This is a genomic window from Pseudomonas vanderleydeniana (genome assembly GCF_014268755.2).
GTDB lineage: Bacteria > Pseudomonadota > Gammaproteobacteria > Pseudomonadales > Pseudomonadaceae > Aquipseudomonas > Aquipseudomonas vanderleydeniana.
Genome location: NZ_CP077093.1, coordinates 4013006 through 4031286 on the forward strand (window position 1 = coordinate 4013006; position 18281 = coordinate 4031286).

At 65.4% G+C, this 18281-nt stretch carries 7 protein-coding genes; 6 read left to right on the forward strand and 1 reads right to left on the reverse strand.

Annotated features, from left to right (window positions below; all coding sequences use genetic code 11):
* The first annotated feature begins 134 nt into the window (after positions 1-134).
* Entirely contained in the window at positions 135-1664 is a 1530-nt protein-coding gene (locus HU752_RS17990; RefSeq protein ID WP_186684810.1) for an MFS transporter, read from the forward strand.
* 3 nt (positions 1665-1667) lie between these two features.
* On the opposite strand, the gene HU752_RS17995 is transcribed toward HU752_RS17990, so the two are convergent.
* Positions 1668-2309, reverse strand: coding sequence for a TetR/AcrR family transcriptional regulator (locus HU752_RS17995; protein WP_186684808.1), 642 nt, complete (start codon positions 2307-2309; stop codon positions 1668-1670).
* An 81-nt stretch (positions 2310-2390) separates the two neighbouring features.
* Here HU752_RS17995 and HU752_RS18000 point away from each other — a divergent pair, with 81 nt between their 5' ends.
* From HU752_RS18000 to HU752_RS18020, 5 genes are all read left to right on the forward strand, one after another.
* On the forward strand, positions 2391-3056 hold the full coding sequence (locus tag HU752_RS18000; protein WP_186684806.1) for an O-methyltransferase: 666 nt from the start codon (positions 2391-2393) through the stop codon (positions 3054-3056).
* 206 nt (positions 3057-3262) lie between these two features.
* Entirely contained in the window at positions 3263-3937 is a 675-nt protein-coding gene (locus HU752_RS18005; RefSeq protein WP_186684804.1) for a polysaccharide lyase family 7 protein, read from the forward strand.
* A 121-nt stretch (positions 3938-4058) separates the two neighbouring features.
* Positions 4059-9035: a dermonecrotic toxin domain-containing protein gene (locus tag HU752_RS18010; protein WP_186684802.1), complete on the forward strand. Its 4977-nt coding sequence runs from the start codon at positions 4059-4061 to the stop codon at positions 9033-9035.
* 1 nt (position 9036) lies between these two features.
* Complete coding sequence (locus HU752_RS18015; RefSeq protein ID WP_186684800.1) at positions 9037-12900, forward strand: dermonecrotic toxin domain-containing protein; 3864 nt, start codon at positions 9037-9039, stop codon at positions 12898-12900.
* Positions 12901-13023: 123 nt separating this feature from the next.
* On the forward strand, positions 13024-18237 hold the full coding sequence (locus tag HU752_RS18020) for an NEL-type E3 ubiquitin ligase domain-containing protein (RefSeq protein ID WP_186684798.1): 5214 nt from the start codon (positions 13024-13026) through the stop codon (positions 18235-18237).
* The last annotated feature ends 44 nt before the right edge of the window (positions 18238-18281 follow it).

Sequence of the window (18281 nt, forward strand, 5' to 3'; positions counted from 1 at the left end):
TTACCGTTTTTAACTCGATTACACGCTCCTTATCATCCTTGCATGTTCTGTCGACCTCGGTAAACCACCGAACGGTCGACGTAGTTACCTGCAACCCGGGTGCCTTTACCGACCCGAACCAAGGATCTCACCTCATGTCCACCCACGCGCTACGGCAACGCCTGATCCTGCTGGCGGTGTGTATCACCGCCATCACCCTGCCTTTCAACTTCACCGCACCGGCAGTCGCCCTCCCAGCGATCGGCCAGTCCTTCGGTGGCTCGCCCATGGCTCTGAGCTGGGTCACCAATGCCTTCATGCTGACTTTCGGCAGTTGCCTGATGCTGGCCGGTACGTTGGCTGACAGCTACGGCCGGAAAAAGGTCTTCATCGGCGGGGTCAGCGCCTTCGCCCTCCTCGCCGCGATCCTGCCGCTCGCCCCCAACCTGGTGCTGTTCGACATGCTGCGCGGCGCCCAGGGCGTGGCTGCCGCGCTGGCCTTCTCCGGCGGCATGTCGGCCCTGGCCCAGGTGTTCGACGGCCCGGGCCGCCTGCGTGCCTTCAGCTTCGTCGGAACCAGCTTCGGCATCGGTTTATCCTTCGGCCCCGTGGTGGCCGGCACGATCATCGAAGCCTTCGACTGGCACCTGATCTTCCTGCTGATCACCGTACTGGCCGTGATTTCCCTGGTGCTGGCCGGCCGCTACATGCCGGAATCACGTAATCCCGACGCAGCCGGTATCGACTGGCCCGGCGCAATCACCTTCACCTGGGCGCTGGGGATCTTCACCTTCGCGGTTCTTGAAGTGCCGGAGAGCAGTTGGACCCACCCACTGGTGCTGGGCCTGTTCACGATGGCGCTGCTGTCCTTCGTCGCCTTCGTGGTGATCGAAAAGCGCGTGGCCCAACCCATGCTCGACCTGAGCCTGTTCCGCTACCCACGTTTTGTCGGCGTCCAACTGCTGGCAGCCGCCCCCGCCTACTCCTTCGTGGTGCTGCTGATCCTGCTGCCGATCCGTTTCGTCGGGGTCGAGGGCATGAGCGCGATCGCCGCCGGCTGGCTGCTGATCGCCCTCTCGGCACCGTTGCTGGTGCTGCCGATCGTCGCCGGCTATCTGACCCGCTGGCTGTCAGCCTCCACCTTGTCCGGCACGGGCCTGCTGGTGTGCGCTGCCGGGCTGTACTGGCTCAGTCTGGTGCCAGTGGGCAGCGGCAGTGCTGAACTGGCCTGGCCGATGCTGGTGATCGGTGCCGGCATCAGCCTGCCCTGGGGCTTGATGGACGGCATGGCGGTGAGCGTGGTGCCCAAGGAGCGTGCCGGCATGGCCACAGGCATCTTCAGCACCACCCGGGTGGCCGGAGAAGGCGTGGCAATCGCGGTGGTCACCGCACTGCTGTCGGCCTATACCGCTACCCATCTGGACGGGGTGGCGAGCGGCAGCCTGGGCAGTGTCGTCGGCGCAGCGCAGCACCTGGCAACCGGCAACCTCGCCGGGGCCGAGCAATGGCTGCCGGATACCGGACGCGAAGTGCTGGCCGCCGGTTACAGCGCCGCGTTCAGCAGCCTGCTCCGGGTGTTGACCCTCATCACGGTGCTGACCGCAGCGGTGGTGTTCCTGTTCCTGGACAGGGGCGCCGCCGAGGACACCGAGGCCGACGAAGCGACACTCGATCAGGCGGCCTGACGCTCAGCTATCCTCAAGCGCTCCCAGACCTTTCAGATAAGCGCAGAACATGTCCGCCATGGCATCGGCATAGCTCTCGATTTCAGCCTCGGTGCGTGGACTCTCCGAGTAGGTCTTGCCCACGGAACCGAGGGTCATGGTGATCAGCTCGCACGCCAATGCCCGGGTTGCCGTCGCAGCCTCGGGCAAGACCTCCTGCATGAATACCTCGACAGTGCGCCGCCCCGACTCCCTGACCTCACGGGCCTGGGGCGCATCCCGATACAGGGGTGCCGCATCATTGAGGGCAACACGGACAGCGGCCTCGTCGCATTCGGAACGGACGAACACGTGCACCAGCGTACGCAACCTCGCCAGAGGCGGACGCTCGCGATTCTGGAGAATGCCGTGGAGCATCTCGCTGGTCTGTTGCCACTCGTCACTCTGCAGGCGAAACAGGATCGCCGCCTTGTTCGGAAAATACTGGTACACCGAACCGACACTGACACCGGCCCGTTCCGCCACCCGCGTCGTGGTGAAGCGACGCATACCCTCCTGCGCCAAAACCTGAACAGCCGCCTGCAGAATGGCTGCCACCAGATCATTGGAACGAGCCTGCCGAGGCTCCTTGCGCGAGGTAATCCGCGGGTTCTGGCGTTCACTCATGGGCATGGCTCGCAATGCGAATAGAAAATATGAAGGTTCATTCGCATTATAACCACTCATCCAACACGCCAGGAAAACCCCATGAGCACCCTCACCCAAGCACCACTCGCCGCCCTGCTGGAGCGCCTGTTCACCGAGGCTGAAGCGAGCTCGCCCATGAACAGCGCCGCCTTCGCCGGCGTCTCGAACGCAGAGCGCGAGCGGCTGATGCGCAGCAAGACCGAGTACCTGCAGCTGTACACGCAATTGAAGGACTTCCCGCTCGCTGTCTCACGGGAAACCGGCACCCTGCTCTATATGCTGGCACGCAGCAGCAATGCCCGACACATCGTCGAGTTCGGCACCTCGTTCGGCCTCTCCACCCTGCACCTGGCCGCCGCCTTGCGCGACAACGGCGGCGGACGGCTGATCAGCAGCGAATTCGAGCCGTCCAAGGTCGAGCAGGCACGCAAACACCTCGCTGCCGGCGGACTGGACGACCTGGTGGAGATTCGTCTGGGCGACGCCTTGCAGACGCTGGCGACGGACCTGCCGGAACAGATCGACCTGGTTCTGCTCGATGGCGCCAAGGCCCTGTACCCACAGATCCTGGCATTGCTGGAAAGCCGCCTGCGACCGGGAGCGCTGATCGTTGCCGACAACGCCGACTACAGCCCGGAGTATCTGGAGCGGGTGCGGGGAAGTGACTCGGGTTATCTGTCCGTGCCCTTCGCCGAGGATGTCGAGCTGTCCCTGCGCCTGGGCTGATTCAGGTCATGTGCTCCCGCCTCGATCGTTCCCACGCTGAGCGTGGGAGCGAGCAAAACGGGGCAGTACCGGCGACCGCCGGTCGTCCATACGTCGTTTTTTTCGAGCTTATCGCCAGCGGACCAGTCACAACCTAGGCATGCAACCCCCAAGGTCACCCGGCAATCGTGCCAGGCCAATGATATTTATCGTCAAGGAGATGAACCATGACTGTAAACATCAGCAATCTGACGATCGCGACTCCGGTCGCAACCTCCGCCACCAACCCCGTTGCCCTGGAACTCAATGGTGCTCAGGCGCTCGCGCAGTTTCCCAGCGTGATCCAGACGCTACCGGACGGCTCGCTGCAGTTCAACGCACCGACCAAGGGGGCCTCGAGCAAAAGCACCCACCGCACGCGATGTGAATGGAAGGAATCGATCTACTGGTCGCTGGCCAGCGCCACCGACCACATCAATTACCAGGAGATGACCGTGACGAAAGTCAACTCCGCACAAAAGGTCGTCGTCTCACAGATGCATGTGAAGGGCGATGACAGCCCCGCAGTGAAGGTGTTCTGGAACAAGGGCAACCTCACCATGGGCTTTCGCCAGAGCTACAACCAGCCCGACCCGGTGAACAGCACCCTGCTCAGGGGCGTTCCACTCGGCACCCGGTTCAGGGTCAGGATTCACGCAACATCACTGGGTACCGTGAACGTGTACGTCGAGAGCAATGGCCTATCGGGCACGTCCGGCGATCTCCAACTGGATGCCAGCTGGAGTCCACAGCTGTTCGATTTCCATGGAGGCCTTTACAACCAGATCGACTTCAGCGACTCGACACCGGCCGAGGACGGCTCGATCTGCATCATCAGTGACCTGCAGATCAGCCACACCTAGGTGATCGCCTGGGGAGTGGGAGTGAAAGCAGATCGCCGCCCTCCCCACTGGATATCTACCACCGTCCCAGGCGTTGCGGCGCCTAGCGTGTCCGAATCGAACAACGAACCGGACATCGACCATGCCCAACGCCTCCGACGCATCGCCCGCCGCGCCAGCGCGCTCGACCCGCAACCACCGCCTGATCGCCAGCCAGTTGCCGCCCTGGCTCGGTACCGCCAGCCTCGCCCGACGCCAGGCGTTCGCCACGATCCTCAAGCGCAGCCAGGCTTCCAAAGCCGCCCTGGCCAGGCACCTTGAGGGGTTCAAGAGCGTCCGGGACTTTGCCGCGCCGCGGCTCGCCCAGGCCTTGCTGGAACGCTACGGATCGGGCCTGGACGTCCACCGGGACCGGCTCAGGCACGTGCACATCCTGGCCGCCGCCACCCTCGGCAGCCCACGCCAGGAGAGCATCGTCACCCAGAGCCTGTTGCAGGCGGCCTTGCAGAATTTCGAAAGCGGCGAAACCGGTCATTTCGGTTTCGACCGCGGCTCGGCCATCCTGCGCACGACCAGCGTGCCGCTCAGGCAGGCGATCAGCCCGGCGGACTTCGCCAGCCTGGCCCGGCGACTCGACCTCGGCGGCCAGTACCAGAAGCACATCGAAGGTTTTCTACTGTCTGCCGCACCGGGCCAACCCAGTCGTTATCGCCCACTCTTCGAACAGCAGCAGCGCGACGAACTGGCGCTGCAGGCGCAAATCGCCCTGTTACAGGGAGACCTGGATGAAGCCGCCCACCAGATGCTGCAGCGGCTGCTCGATTCGACGCAGGCGCCCACCTGGAACAACCGCCCGATCACCTGCAACAGCCTGACCCTGCTCGACTTCAGCAATCCCGGCGGTGGCTACGGCGCCCTGCTCAAGGGTGTCCTGCTGATCGAGCGCCTGGCCGCCCCGGGCAGCACTGACGCACCGTGCGTGCTCTATCTCGCCGGCGACCCGCTGCGCGCCGTCAAGCAATACAGCTCACGCCAGGCCGTGCATGACGCGCTGCGCGAGCGGCTGCGCGACCCCGCCTACCAGGCATTCTTCAAGCGCTACGTGCACGTGCGCAGCCAGCCGGCCTTCTTCCAGGCGCTGACCGAGTGCCTGACCCCGTTGGACCGCCGCACGAACCAGCGCAAGCCGGACCGCCATGCCAACCTGCACCTGCAGCCGAGCGCCCTGGGCGACTCGCCCCTGGATGAATTCTGCGTCCTGCAAACCGTGAAGCGTCTCGATGATGCGCGGATCACCGCCGTGCCCACCGACGACGAGAACAGGAAGACTCGCCACGCCCGCCTCGTCTCACTGCTGAACTGGACAGAAAACCTGCTGTTCCTGGTCCCCGGCCTGGGTGAAGCCATGCTCGCGGTGGCGGGAGGCCAACTGATCGCGCAGGTCTTCAACGGTATCGAGCAATGGCGCCACCATGAACAGGAACAGGCCGTGCTCGGTTTCCTGGGCGTGTTGCTCAACCTTGAAGTGCTCGGCCTGGGTGTTGCCATGCAGGTCGATTTCGAAGGTTCGGCCTTTATCGAGGGGCTGCATCCAATCCGCCCCGCACCGGGCAGACAGGCCCTCTGGAAAGCTGACCTGGCCCCCTACGAACACAGGCTACCCGGGGGGGCACGGGCTCAACCCGATGCATCCGGCCTCACCCACCATCAGGACGCGGCCTACCTCGACCTCGAAGGCCGCTACTACCGGGTCGGTCCCGACAACGGCGTCAACCGCTTCCACCTGCACCATCCGCACAATGCCGAAGCCTACGCACCGCTGCTGCGCCATAACGGCAAGGCAGCCTGGCAACTGGAATTCGAGCGGCCCTGGCAATGGCAGCGCCCGCAGTTATTCTCCCGATTGGGCCCTGAGGCCGCCAGCCTGGACGATGAAACGGCCGGTCGGGTCATGCAGGCCAGCAACGTCGACGACGGCCTGCTGCGACGCATGCACATGGACCTGCAGGCGCCTGCGGCGCTGCTGCAGGACAGCCTCACCCGCTTCAAGCTCGACCAGGACCTGACGCGCCTGATCCGCCGCCTGCACAGCGGCGTCGCCGCCGACGGTTCACTGGACGAACTGCACATGGAGCTGCAACTGCTCACCAGCGAAGCGGTCTGGCCGCGTACCAAGGTCCTGCGCCTGCTCGACCGCAAGCGCGCCCAGATCCTGGAGTACCCGGCAGGCCAACCGCCGCAGGTTCTGCGCATCGACCTGCAATGGCCCGGCCTCGACGCCAACCGCCTGCTGGACAAGGTGCTGGAAAACCTCGACGAGGGCGAGATCCGCAGCCTGCTGGGCGAGGCGTTCGGTGCCGGGCCCTTCAGCCTGCAGACCCGTACCGCCAACCTCAGGCGCAAGCTGGCGACCCAGGCGAGTCATCGCCGAAAGGCGCTGTTCGATTCGCACTATCGTTATCGAACCCAAGCGTCAAAGCCCGCGGCTACGGTGATCCAGCGCGACTTCCCTGGCCTGTCGACAGCGATCGTCGAAGAGCTGGCCAGCCACGCCCGGCCCCTCGAACTCAGGCAGTTGCTCCAGTCCCGACGCGTGCCGCTGCGCCTGGCCGAGGAAGCCCGCCACTACCTGCGCAACCAGCGCCTGACCCGGGCCATCGAAGGGCTTTACCTGCCGTCCGTGCACAACCCCGACAGTGACCGGCTGATCCTGCGCCTGCTGCAACGATTGCCCGGCTGGTCCAGCCAGGTTCGCCTGGAGATCCGTGAGCGCACCTTCAATGGCCTGCTGCTCGACAGCCTCGGCGACGAATCGGCCAGCCTGCGCAAGGTCCTGGTACGCGACGACGGCCATTACGACACCTACGATGCCCAGGGCCTGGAACTGCACGCGGCCGACGACCTGTATGCCAGCGTCCTGCACGCCCTGCCCGATGCCGAGCGCAAGGCCCTGGGCTTTCCCGCTACCCACCAGGCCGAGGGCCTGCGCCAGTACCTGCTGCGACAGCCACTGCCGACTCGCCAGGAACTGGAGAAACTGCTTGGCCTGCCGCCGATCCGACCCGGCTACCGGCCACCGATGCGCCTGGCCGATAGCCGGCTTGGCTATCCGCTCAGCGGCCGCAGGGCCGGCGCACGATCCCTGGGTTCACGCTCGAGCGCCTTCACCGAGCTGGCCGAACGCCTGTACCCGGATCACAGCTGGCAGGAAGTACAGCGATTCCTCGGACTGCAAGGCCTGAACGAAGGCGCGGCGGTACGCCGTCTGGAAGACCTCGAGGCCGAGTACCACACCTTGTGCGCAGACCTCGATGCCTGGGCGACAGCAGCGCCAGGATCGATTGCCAACCAGCAGTTGCGCAGCCAACTGGCAGACAGCCTCATACGCTGCTGGCGGCGGGAGCCCTCCACCGGTTCCACCCTGGGTGGCGCCCAGCTGAACTTCTACACCACCGCAGACCTGACGCCGCTGCCCACCCTCTCGGCGGACTTCAGCCATGTGAGCGAATTGACACTCGTACACGGCTTCCCGAATGCCCCGGGCAATGTCGACGGCTTTCTCGCGCGCTTCCCGCGCCTGCAGCAACTGAGCATCCGTGGCGGCATCCTCGATGAGTTGCCCACGCAACTGGACTCGATGACGCAACTGACCCATCTGGACCTGAGCAACAACCGCATCGTGCTGAGCGCCGACAGCGCCAGCCGCCTTTACGCGCTCACCCGGCTGAGAAACCTGAACCTGGGCAGGAACCCCAACCTGGGGCATGCACCGGACTTCCGGGCGATGACCGAGCTGGTCTACATCTACCTGAACAACTGCGGGCTCGACAGCTGGCCTACAGGCTTTCAACGCTTGCGTGGGCTGGCCTTGCTGGACCTGCGCGCGAACCGCCTGACCCGTGTCCCACCGGCGTTGCTCAACACCAGCGAGGAAGGACGGCGGGTCGCCAGGACGGTCGATCTGTTCAACAACCCCGTCGAAAACCTGGAAGCCGTACTCGATTACTACGATGAGACCGACATCGACCTGAACCTGGAGCTGCCGATCGACCTGGACGCGGACTACCTGTCGACCGACGAGGAGCCGGTGCACAGCCCGCACTCACCGCGCGGCCCCATCTCTCGGGATGAGGAAGTCTGGTTGCAGGGGCTGCCCCTCGCCGAACAGGAGGCCTTTCGCAACGACTGGCTGCTGCTGGCCAGCGAGGAGCCGGTCGAGCAGTCCGAAGCGTTCTTCCGGGTGATCCAGAACCTGAGGAATTCCGCCGACTACCGGGACAGCACCCTGCGCCCCCTCCTGTTGGACAAGGTCCGCCGCATGGTCCGGGCGGCCATCAGGGACACCGCCTTGCGCGAGAAGCTGCTGCTGCGGGCCAACGCCCCGGAGCCCGATGCCTGCGAGGACGGCGTTACCGTGGTATTCAGCGACATGGGCCTGGATGTGCTGGAGCATGAAGCCTATGCCCAGCCAACCGCGCAACGGATCGAAGCCAGCCTGCTGGAACTGGCCCAGGGCCGGTCGCGCCTGAACCGGGTCAACCGGCAGGCCCGGGCGGAAATCGATCGGCGCAAGGCCGAGGGACTTCGGCCCGACGAGGCGGAAATCTACCTGGCCTATCGCACCGGTCTGGCCGACCGCCTGAAACTGCCCTGGCAGGCCAGCAAAATGCACTATGGCACCGTTGCCAACGTCACTGCGCAGCAGCTGGAAACGGCCTACTCGACCATCCTCGAACAGGAGCGACAGCCGCTGGACAGGGTCAGGGAGGCCGTACGACAGCCCTTCTGGAGAGACTACCTGGACGTGCAGTACCTGCAGGAACTCGATGAGAAGAGAGCCCAGCGCGACAACAAGGGCAGTGCCCTGGAGGATCTGTACAGTGCCCAACAGCGCTGGTTCGCCGACGGCAACCTGCCGGCGGGCGAACGGGCCAGCCTGAAGTCGGCGATGCAGGACGCGGCGCGGATCCTGGGCAAGGCCGAACAACAGGTGTTTGCCAGCAGCATGACCGACGCGGACTACCAGGCGCTCTACGAAGCCATCGCCCGTGAATACGAGCAGGCGCTGGAAGGGCTGACAGAGCAGGCCCTCCAGGAACTCCGGCAGGAGGCGGCCTGACATGACTCAAGCACTTCAAGCCCGCGCCCCCGGCCTGCCGCACGCACGCTTTCTCGGGCACCGCCTGCCAGACTGGCTCAAGGGCGCCACAGCGCAGCAACGCGCCAAACTGCGCGAGACCCTGATCATCTGCCACCAGTCCGCCGCAAAAGCCCACGAAATCCTCACTCCGCTCAAACGCCTGGACACCTTTGCCGAGCCGATCCTGGAACTGGATCTCAAGGCGGACCATCCCGAACTGCGCGACATGCAGCTGGCCACCCTCGACAAGCGCTGGCATCGCGACACGGTCCTGTGGCAACCCATCTACGAAACCAGCCCCGAGCACAGCCTGCTGGAGGCGGCCCTCTACAATTTCGAAAGTTGGGAAACCCGCAGTGGCGCATTTGGCAGTGGTTCTGCCATTTACCTCACGGGCAAGGCCAGGGGCCTCAAGAGCAGGCTGCTGCCCGAGGTGTTGGCCCAGCGTTGCCGGCAACTCGACCTGGGCCACAAGTACCTGCAACACCTCAGGCATGCACTCGACGACAGGAATCCGGCAAACGAGCCGCTGGCACCGAGGAACAAGCACCAACTGTTCATCACGCACCAGCACAATCGTTTCAATGCCGAATTGCAGATGGCCTACCTGAGCGGTCACCTTTCCCATGAGTGCGCCCGGGCACTTGAGGTCTTTCTACTGCCCTATAACCAGAATTATGGAAAACGCCTGATCTGCCACCGGGTCAGGCTGCTCGACTGGGTGTTGCCCGGCGTGATTCATTTCGCTGCCGATCCGGAGGATGACAAGGGACGATGCGCCATCTATTTCCCCGAACACCCCGAGTACCCGATCCAGGAATACAGCTCACTGCTGATGTTCCAGGTGACGCTGACGGCCCATCTCCAGTCCGCGGCCACCCGACAGTGGGTCAGCCAACTGCTGCCCATCGACCATCAGGAACCGTTGTTGCTGGAAAAGCTGAAAGCGGCCATGCGCACCTCCACCGGGCCGCACGCCAAGCTGATCAGCCTGACCCCCTGGATCGAGGAGGAACTGTTCGAGGAGATCCACCGCCTGCGGCTGTTGCACCTGATGAGCGACCTGGGCAGGCTGGCGCCCTCGGCGCAAGACGTCAACGCCGCCGAGCGCGAGCAACTGCTCGATCAATTTCAACTCGCCGGCCTGGACCTGCTGTCCAGTCTCAAGGACCGTATCCCCCGGTTCAAGCGTACCCTCTCGGACCCGCAGGACATTCTGGGCGCGAATACCCTCTACCAGGACATCCACACCTGGAGCCCGGCCGAACGGCTGGCCGGTTCACTGCATCTGCTCAACATCGTCGAAACCCGAGCCGGCGGCCAGGTCACGCCCCGTATGCAGAGCGAAGGCCGCTCGCTCCCCGAACTGATCCGCGTGCGCAGCCAGGGGCATACCCGCCTCTGGAAACCTGAGCCCGGCCACTACCGGGTAACACCGCAACTGCCCGAGGATCAACGGCAAGCCAACGCCCTGGGGCTGTATGAGTGGGCGAACAGGCATTATCTGCTGCTGAACCAGTCGTACTATGAAGTCCGCTACAACGAAAGGACCGCTCACTGGCATATTCTCAGCCCGACCCAGCCAACGCTCTACGCGCCGCCCCTGAGGCACAACGGTGTCGGCGCCTGGCGGACCATCCATGAACAGGTCATGCAGTGGACCGAACCCAGGCTCATTGCCCGGCTATCGCCGCGCGCGGCACAGTTGCCCCCGCCGCTGGCGCAAGCCCTGCTGCCCCTGGCGAACAGCAACCTGCCCATGCTGCGACAGTTGCACCTGCACAGCCGGCGTACCCCACCGCTCTTGCTCGACAGCCTCAAGCGTCTGTGGCTGCTGCACGAAATCGACGGTGCCAATCTCGAGCAGCCCCAGGCCAGCCTCTGTACCGAGCTCTGCCCGCCGATCCAGGCCTACCTGGGCAGTCTGCTGCCGGATCTGCCCGCCCAGACGGCGCTGCGTATCAGGAAACAACAGTCGCGCAAGTTCATCCAGTACCCCAAGGGCTCGCAGTGGATCGAGATCGATCAAGCCCAGTGGCTGCCCGGGTTGTTCGAGCACCTGTATCAACAGCTCGAACAGCCGGCCACCGCCCGCCAGCGCCTTCTGCGTACCGCGCATCCCGAGCTGCCCCTGAGCTTCCTCGACGACCTGGACTTCACCCTGCACGCCCTGGAAGAGACTGCAACGACACTGCCGACCCTCGACAAGGAGGTCGCCCGGGCCCTGGAGGGGATCCGCATCGCCCGGGTGTTCGAAGGCCTTCACCCGGATTGGCCGTCTGCCCAACAAAGCGAACACCTGGCCTTCGCGCTGCTCGAGACCCTCGAAGGTTGGCCCGAGGACATACGCCTCGAACTCATGGAGGCCGAGCCCGCCGCCTGCCGGCCGGTGCAGAGCATCGGCGTCGACACCAGCCTGAACTACCGACAGTTGCGGAAAAGGAATGGCCTCTACGAGATCCAGGACCGCAAGGGGCAGACACTCTGGACCGAGAACGATTTTTATGCGGCGCTTTGGCGGGCCCTGCCCAACCTGGCACAGGGCGACTTGAGCAAGCGACAGGCAATCAGCCTGGACGTGGACCAGACCACAGCCCATTTCAAGCGGGCCCTGTTCAGGCAGGCCAGCCGGCTGCGCGGCCAGGTGCCTGCCGTACGCACCCTGGATCGGCTGCTCGAACCACCGATAACCGCGACCGCGGCGCCACTGCCGGTGCAGTTCGCCGTCCCCGGCCGCGTGGTCTCGGGCTTGCAGTTGCGCGACAATGGAATCTACTGGAACCTGAATCCTCGGCCACTGGCCAATCACGCCCACCGGCACTACATTTTCGAGCATTATCGCTACTACCCGGTCATCTGGAGCCCCGAAGGCTGGCGGCTGGTCAATGCCGGCAACCCCTACGGTTTCTACCAGCCGCTGCTGCAACGCAGAAGTCCCCGTGATCCGCGCTGGACCCTTCATCATCCCGATCGCAAGCGCAGCCTGCTGGTGCAACCGCAAAGCCTGCCAGTGCCGGAGGACAAGGGACCGCGCAATGCAAAGCTGCAGAAAAAGATGTTCACCGAAGCGCAGCGCCAACGCCTGCTGGCGCCCAAGTCCTACCGGTCCTGCCTGAACTCGCCACTGGCCTACGACCGGGTCGACAATGCCCGCTACCCCCTGCGCGACCTGGACGGACAGCCCCTGATCATTACGGCGCTGCACTACTCCAGTGCCACGGGCGCCTCGCAGTCCCTGGCACGGGCACAGCAGTTGCTGCCCTATCTCGGACAGGGCGTGGAAGTGGCGCAGCTCTATGAAAGCAAACTGAGTATCAGGCGCCTGCGCACACGGCACCTTCGCTCCGTCGACGAAAGCCACCTGATCGGCCGCTTCCACGTCACCGCCCGGCATGCCATGGCCCCTGGCGAGCTGCTCGGCATCTATGGCGGCATGCTGATTCCACTGCTGGTCTGCCATCATCGACGCGACCCTTTCGCCACCTGGGTCCAGGAGGATCGATCGCTGGAACTGCTGCGCTGTCGTGACGGCCAGCCACACACGGCGCGGCCTTGCCTCACCGGCGACAACATCCTCTCGAGGATCAACACGATCTTCGAATACGAGGACGGGATACCTGTCCGCCAGGCCCAGGCCGGTTACAACGTCGAGGCGGTGGCCTTTCCCGTGGAGGTCCGCGCCCCTGTTGGCTGTCTCGAGGGCAACCGCTATTTCATCATCGCGCTGTTCACCTCCCGCACCGTCAGGATCGATGAAGAACTGCGCATGAACCACGGCTACACCTGGGAGCAGATCCAGACGCTGTACCACACGCCCCCGGCGGCAAGCGACCAGCCCGGATAGCTCATCCGGCAGCCTCGGCGCCCCGGATGATGAGTCCGGGCCGCCACGGCATGCATACCTACCGCAGCCTGGGGAAGGCCGGCACCTACCCTGCCCCCTCGACTCACGAATCGGGCCTTCCCCATGACTGCCACCACTTTGCCGACCGATGCCAAACCAGGTACCGCGTCCGTTCAACCGTCCCCCAGCCGCCACCAGGCCTTCATCGCCAGCCGTCTTCCGGCGCCGTTGATCCAACCCGGCTCCGCCTGCCTCAAGGCCCTGGTCGGCATCAAGGCTGCCACGCCGACCTGGTATTCGCAGGCCAACGCCAGCCTGCGCGAGGCGTTCGAAGCCAGCCAACTGGCGCGCTGCACCAGCCAGCATCAGCTCGAAGCCCTGCTCGAGCGCATCACCCCACTGGAGGCCTTCGCCGCCCCCCTCTTGCAGCAGGCGATCAAGCAGGCCAGCGGGCTGGAACTGGATGTGCGCGCCACCTATTTCGTACGGCGCATGCAGGTGCGCCGTCCGTCCAGCCTGGGTGGCCTGTTCGACTTCGCCAATGCCGATCCCAACGTCCGGACCTGGTACTGGGACGTCACCCTGTTGGCGGCGGCGCTGCACAACTTCACCGCCGACGAGGCGAGCAAACCGCCCGCCGAGGGGGATGAATTCATCACCCGGGACCACAGTACCGCCCAGGTCTGGATTGCCAGCTACGACAAGGAGCGCGCGCTCCCCCTGCCGGCGGAACGCTTCGCCCGCCTGTGCCGCCAGCTCGACCTGGGACAACGCTACCAGGCACACCTCAACGCCGTGCTCAACCCCACCGATAGCGCGCTCAAGGCCAGGGTCCGCCAGACCTGGACCCGGCACCTGCACAACCAACTGGCCGAAGCCCTGCATCTGGCCCGCTTGCAGGAACAGATCCCGGACGATGCCTACTCGATGCTCGTGGGTTGGCTGGCCGCAGGCACGGACATGCGCCTGGACGGCCAGCCCGTGCATCCCGGCTGCCTGCGCATACTGGGCGTCGACCTGGGCGACATTCTGTTCCTGCGCCCCGAATCCGGCCCGACGCCACGGCGCTGCATCGTCCACATCCCCGGTGATGACGCACAGCCGCTGCGCCACTACGATTCGAGCGCGGACTTCATGGTCGATCTGCGCACGCGCCTGCACAGCGCCCGCTACCGGCGCTTCTTCAGCCAGTTCATTGCGGTACGCGAGCAGGCGGCCTTCTTCACCGCGCTGAAAAAGCGCCTGGACCCCGCCGACCGCCATGGCCTGTGGGACGACTATACGGTCGATCCCAGCCTGCGCACCGGGCTGGAGCTGTTCGAACTGCCCCTGCGGATCGGGCATTCGCCCTCGTTGCAAGCCACTCTCGAGGACCAATGCGAACTGAAGATCGACCGCATGATCGGCGACGCCAGGGCCCTGGCCGTGCCCACCGGCGACGAGGACCGCGAGGCGCGCATGACGCGCTTGCTGGGCTTTCTCGACGCCAGCCTGGACCTGCTCAACCTGCTGGTATTCATTCCGGGCGTGGGCCAGGTGATGCTGCTGGCCACGGCGACTCGCCTGCTGCACGAGGTCTACTCCGGCATCGAGGCCTGGGAAGCCGGCGAGGTGCGACAGGCCTGGGCCCACCTGCTCGGAGTCGCCATGAACATGGCGCTGATCGGCACCGCCGGGGTGGTCCTGCCCCACCTCGACACCTCGGTGTTCATTGACGGACTGATACCGGTCAGTGTGCGTGAAGGCATCACCCGGCTGTGGAAACCCGACCTCAAGCCCTATCGACACCGGCCCAAGCTGATGTCCCGCTCCCAGCCCAATCGATTCGGGCTGCATGAGTACCTCGACAAACGCTACCTGCAGCTGGAGGACCACTACTACCTGCTGCAGCCCGATGCTCGCGGGCCGGGCCGGTATCGCGCCCAGCATGTCCGCGCCGACCGGCTGCGCCACCCCTACGCCCCCGCGTTGCGCAGCAACGGTGCCGGCGCCTGGCGCCACGCCTTCGAACAGCCCCTGGACTGGACCGACGAACGCCTGGTCAGCCGTCTCGGCCCCGAAGCCAACAGCCTCGATGACCGGGACGCCCGACGCGTTCTGCACCTGAGCGGCATCGACAGCGATGTCCTGCGTGCCACCCACTGCAACGCAGGCCAACCACCCGCCCTGCTCAGGGACACCGTGACCCGCTTCGCCCTCGACCGCGACCTGGGACGGCTGGTGCAACGCCTGCAGAACGGCGGAGCCTCCAGCGGCGCCCTCAGCGAGCTGCACATGGAATTGCAACTGCTGACCAGCGACCCGGTATGGCCAGCGGGCAAGGTGCTCGAACTGCTCGACGACTCGGGCCGCAGGCTGCAGGAGTACCCGGCGGGCAGCGATGCCCAGGTGCCGCGGATCGGCGTGCACTGGCCGGACCTGAATGCCGATGACCTGCTCCGGGAAGTGCTGGGCCACCTGGCGGAACATGAAATCCGCAGCCTGCTGCGCGAGGAATTCGGACAAGCCACCAGCAGCCTGTCGTCCCGCGTCGCGGCGCTGCGCCGGCGCCTGGCCGGGGATGCCGTCAAACGCCGCCAGGACCTGTTCGAATCACACTACCGACACCGCACCGCCGATGCCCGTGGCGAACCGGGCGTGGCGATCTTGCAACGCGATTTTCCCGGCCTGCCGGACCGCCTGGCACAGGAACTGGCCCAGGCCGCCAGCGGCCCCGAACGACAACGGCTCACGGCCGGTCGCGTGCCGCTGCGCCTGGCCGAGGAGGCCCGGCACTACCTGCGCCACCTGCGCCTGGCGCGCCTGTACGAGCCGCTCTATCTGGATTCGCTGAGCCAGGCCGAGGTGTACCACGTGGTGCTGCCGATGCTCGGCAAGCTGCCGGGCTGGTCGAGCCAGGTACGCCTGGAAGTACGCGACCGCTTCTTCAAGGGCCCGCTGCTCGACAGCCTGGGGCCCGATTCGGCACCGATCCGCAAGGTACTGGTCAGAAATGCCGGCCAGTACGAAGCGCTCGACGACCTCGGCAAGGAACTGTACGGCCCGGACAATCTGTACGCCGCCGTGTTGCATGCGCTGCCCGACGCCGAGCGCACAGCCTTGGGCTTTCCCCATGTCGGCCAGGGCGCACAACTGAAACAGACGCTGCTCGACCAGCCGCCACTACCGCGCGAGGAACTGGCCCGACGCCTGGCGCTGCCCCCCATTCGGCCGGGCTTGCGCTCGCCGATGCGCCTGGCCGACGGCCGGGTCGGCTATGCCCTGAGCGGACGCGCCGTGGCCGGTGCCCAACGTGCCTATGCCATCGGGCGCCTGGCCCGCGAGTTGTACCCGAGCCTGTCGCTGTCGCAGGTGGAAACCCTGCACGGTCTGCGCAGCCTGAGCCAGGGCGAGGCGATCGCGCGACTGCGAGCGTTACAGGCTCAATACCGCACCCTGGAGGACGAACTGCAGGCCTGGGTCGACGAGTCACCGCAAACCGTCGGCAACGGCAGGCTGCACTTTGCCGAACAGATCAAGCGCTGCTGGCGCCATGAGACCGATCGCGCTATCGACAACGAAGGCGACCCGATCGTCCTCGACCACCAGGGCACGTCCATGAACGGCTACGAACTCATCCTGACCGGCTATCCCCTGGATAGCCTGCCCGGCCTTGGCGCCCGTTTCCCTCATGTTGCCGAACTGCACCTGCGCTCGATGGCGCTGCAGGACTCGCCGGCGCTTGAAGCCTTTCTCCAGGCCTTTCCCAACCTGCTGCACCTGAATCTCTCGGGCAACCTGCTCACCCGCCTGCCAGCAGCCCTGGCGCACCTGACCCGGTTGACGCACCTGGATCTGCGCAGCAACCACCTCGTCATTGCCGACGCAAGCGCCACGCCATTGAGCCAGCTGACACACCTGCGGACCCTGAACCTGGGGAACAATCCCGGCCTGTCGACGCTGCCCGACCTGAGCCCGCTGTCGGCGCTGCGCTTGCTCAACCTGCGCAACACCGGCCTGAGCCGGTTCCCCCAGGGCTATGACCGGCTGCCCGAGCTGCGTCGCCTGGACCTGCGCGATAACCGCATCAGCCAGGTCCCGGACGACGTCTTTGGGATAGGCGCTGCGAGCCAGCCGCTCAACCTGTCGATCAACCTCGACGCCAACCTGATTCCGCCCTACCTGCATCGACGGCTCGAACGTTATCGCCAACAGACCGGCATCGACCTGGGGATGGAAGTGCTACTGGAAAACCACGAAACCTCGGAAGGCAGCAACCACTCGCGCCCGCCCTCGCAGGCCAGCCTGTACCACAACCGCTGGGGCACGCCCTCTCCCGTGCCCCGCGACAGCTCGCCCTGGCTTGAAGGCCTGGACACCGCCGAGCAGGAAAGCCGACGGGACACCTGGCTGCGTCTGGCCAGCGACGACATCGAGGCGTCCGAAGCCTTTTTCAAGGTGCTGGCCGACCTGAGGAACTCCGCCGACTATGCGCAGGACAACGGCGCGCACCGCGCCGAGTTGCTCGAACGGGTCTGGCGCATGGTCAAGGCCGCCGAGCAGGACACAGCGTTGCGCAACCGGCTGTTCCTGATGGCCAACCGGGCCGTCGACACCAGCGGCGGCCTGATCGAGGCCGATACCTGCGAGGACGGCATGACCGTGACCTTCGACGACATGGGGCTGGAAGTCCTGCTGCATGAGGCCCAGGCGCTGCCCCTCGAACAGCGCGAACTGCCGCTCTTGCGGCTGGCACGCGGCAAGGCCCGTCTGGCCAGGGTCAAACAACAGGCACGGCAGTTGATCGACGCCCGCCGGAACACGCCGCAAGCGGTTCATGAGGCCGAGATCCACCTGGCCTTTCGCATCGGCCTGGCCGATCGCCTCGATCTGCCCTGGCAGGCCCGCAGCATGCTCTACAGCCAGGAAGCCGACGTCGGCCGGGAAGTGCTGGAACAGGCCAGTCGGGCGATTCTCGCCGAGGAGCGCCTGCCCGGCGAGGCCGCCAGGTACCTGCTGGAACAGCCATTCTGGGAAGACTACCTGCAGGCCCGGTACGGCCAGGACCGACTCAGGGAGGCCCGGCAGCAACGCGACGACAGGATCGGTGCCCTCGACGACCTGCTCGATGCCCAGCGCGAATGGTTCACCGGTGATGCCCTCGATAGCGCGCGCAAGGACCAGCTGCAACGAACCATCCGCCAGTCGGCGCAAACCCTCGACCTGATGCAGACCGAGGTGTTTTTCCATGCCATGACCGACAGTGCCTACAAGAGTCACGCCGAGCGTATTGCCAGGAGCTACCAGCGGACCCTGGCGCAACTGACCGAAGCACTGCGGCGCCAGCACGGCCTGTAGCCGGTGCCGGGACGGCATAGCACTATCTAACGCCAGCGCCCTCC

Bases quoted from the DNA above. Each gene is read 5' to 3' on its own strand.
- HU752_RS17990 (WP_186684810.1), top strand. From the start codon at position 135: ATGTCCACCCACGCGCTACGGCAACGCCTGATCCTGCTGGCGGTGTGT.
- HU752_RS17995 (WP_186684808.1), bottom strand. From the start codon at position 2,309: ATGAGTGAACGCCAGAACCCGCGGATTACCTCGCGCAAGGAGCCTCGG.
- HU752_RS18000 (WP_186684806.1), top strand. From the start codon at position 2,391: ATGAGCACCCTCACCCAAGCACCACTCGCCGCCCTGCTGGAGCGCCTG.
- HU752_RS18005 (WP_186684804.1), top strand. From the start codon at position 3,263: ATGACTGTAAACATCAGCAATCTGACGATCGCGACTCCGGTCGCAACC.
- HU752_RS18010 (WP_186684802.1), top strand. From the start codon at position 4,059: ATGCCCAACGCCTCCGACGCATCGCCCGCCGCGCCAGCGCGCTCGACC.
- HU752_RS18015 (WP_186684800.1), top strand. From the start codon at position 9,037: ATGACTCAAGCACTTCAAGCCCGCGCCCCCGGCCTGCCGCACGCACGC.
- HU752_RS18020 (WP_186684798.1), top strand. From the start codon at position 13,024: ATGACTGCCACCACTTTGCCGACCGATGCCAAACCAGGTACCGCGTCC.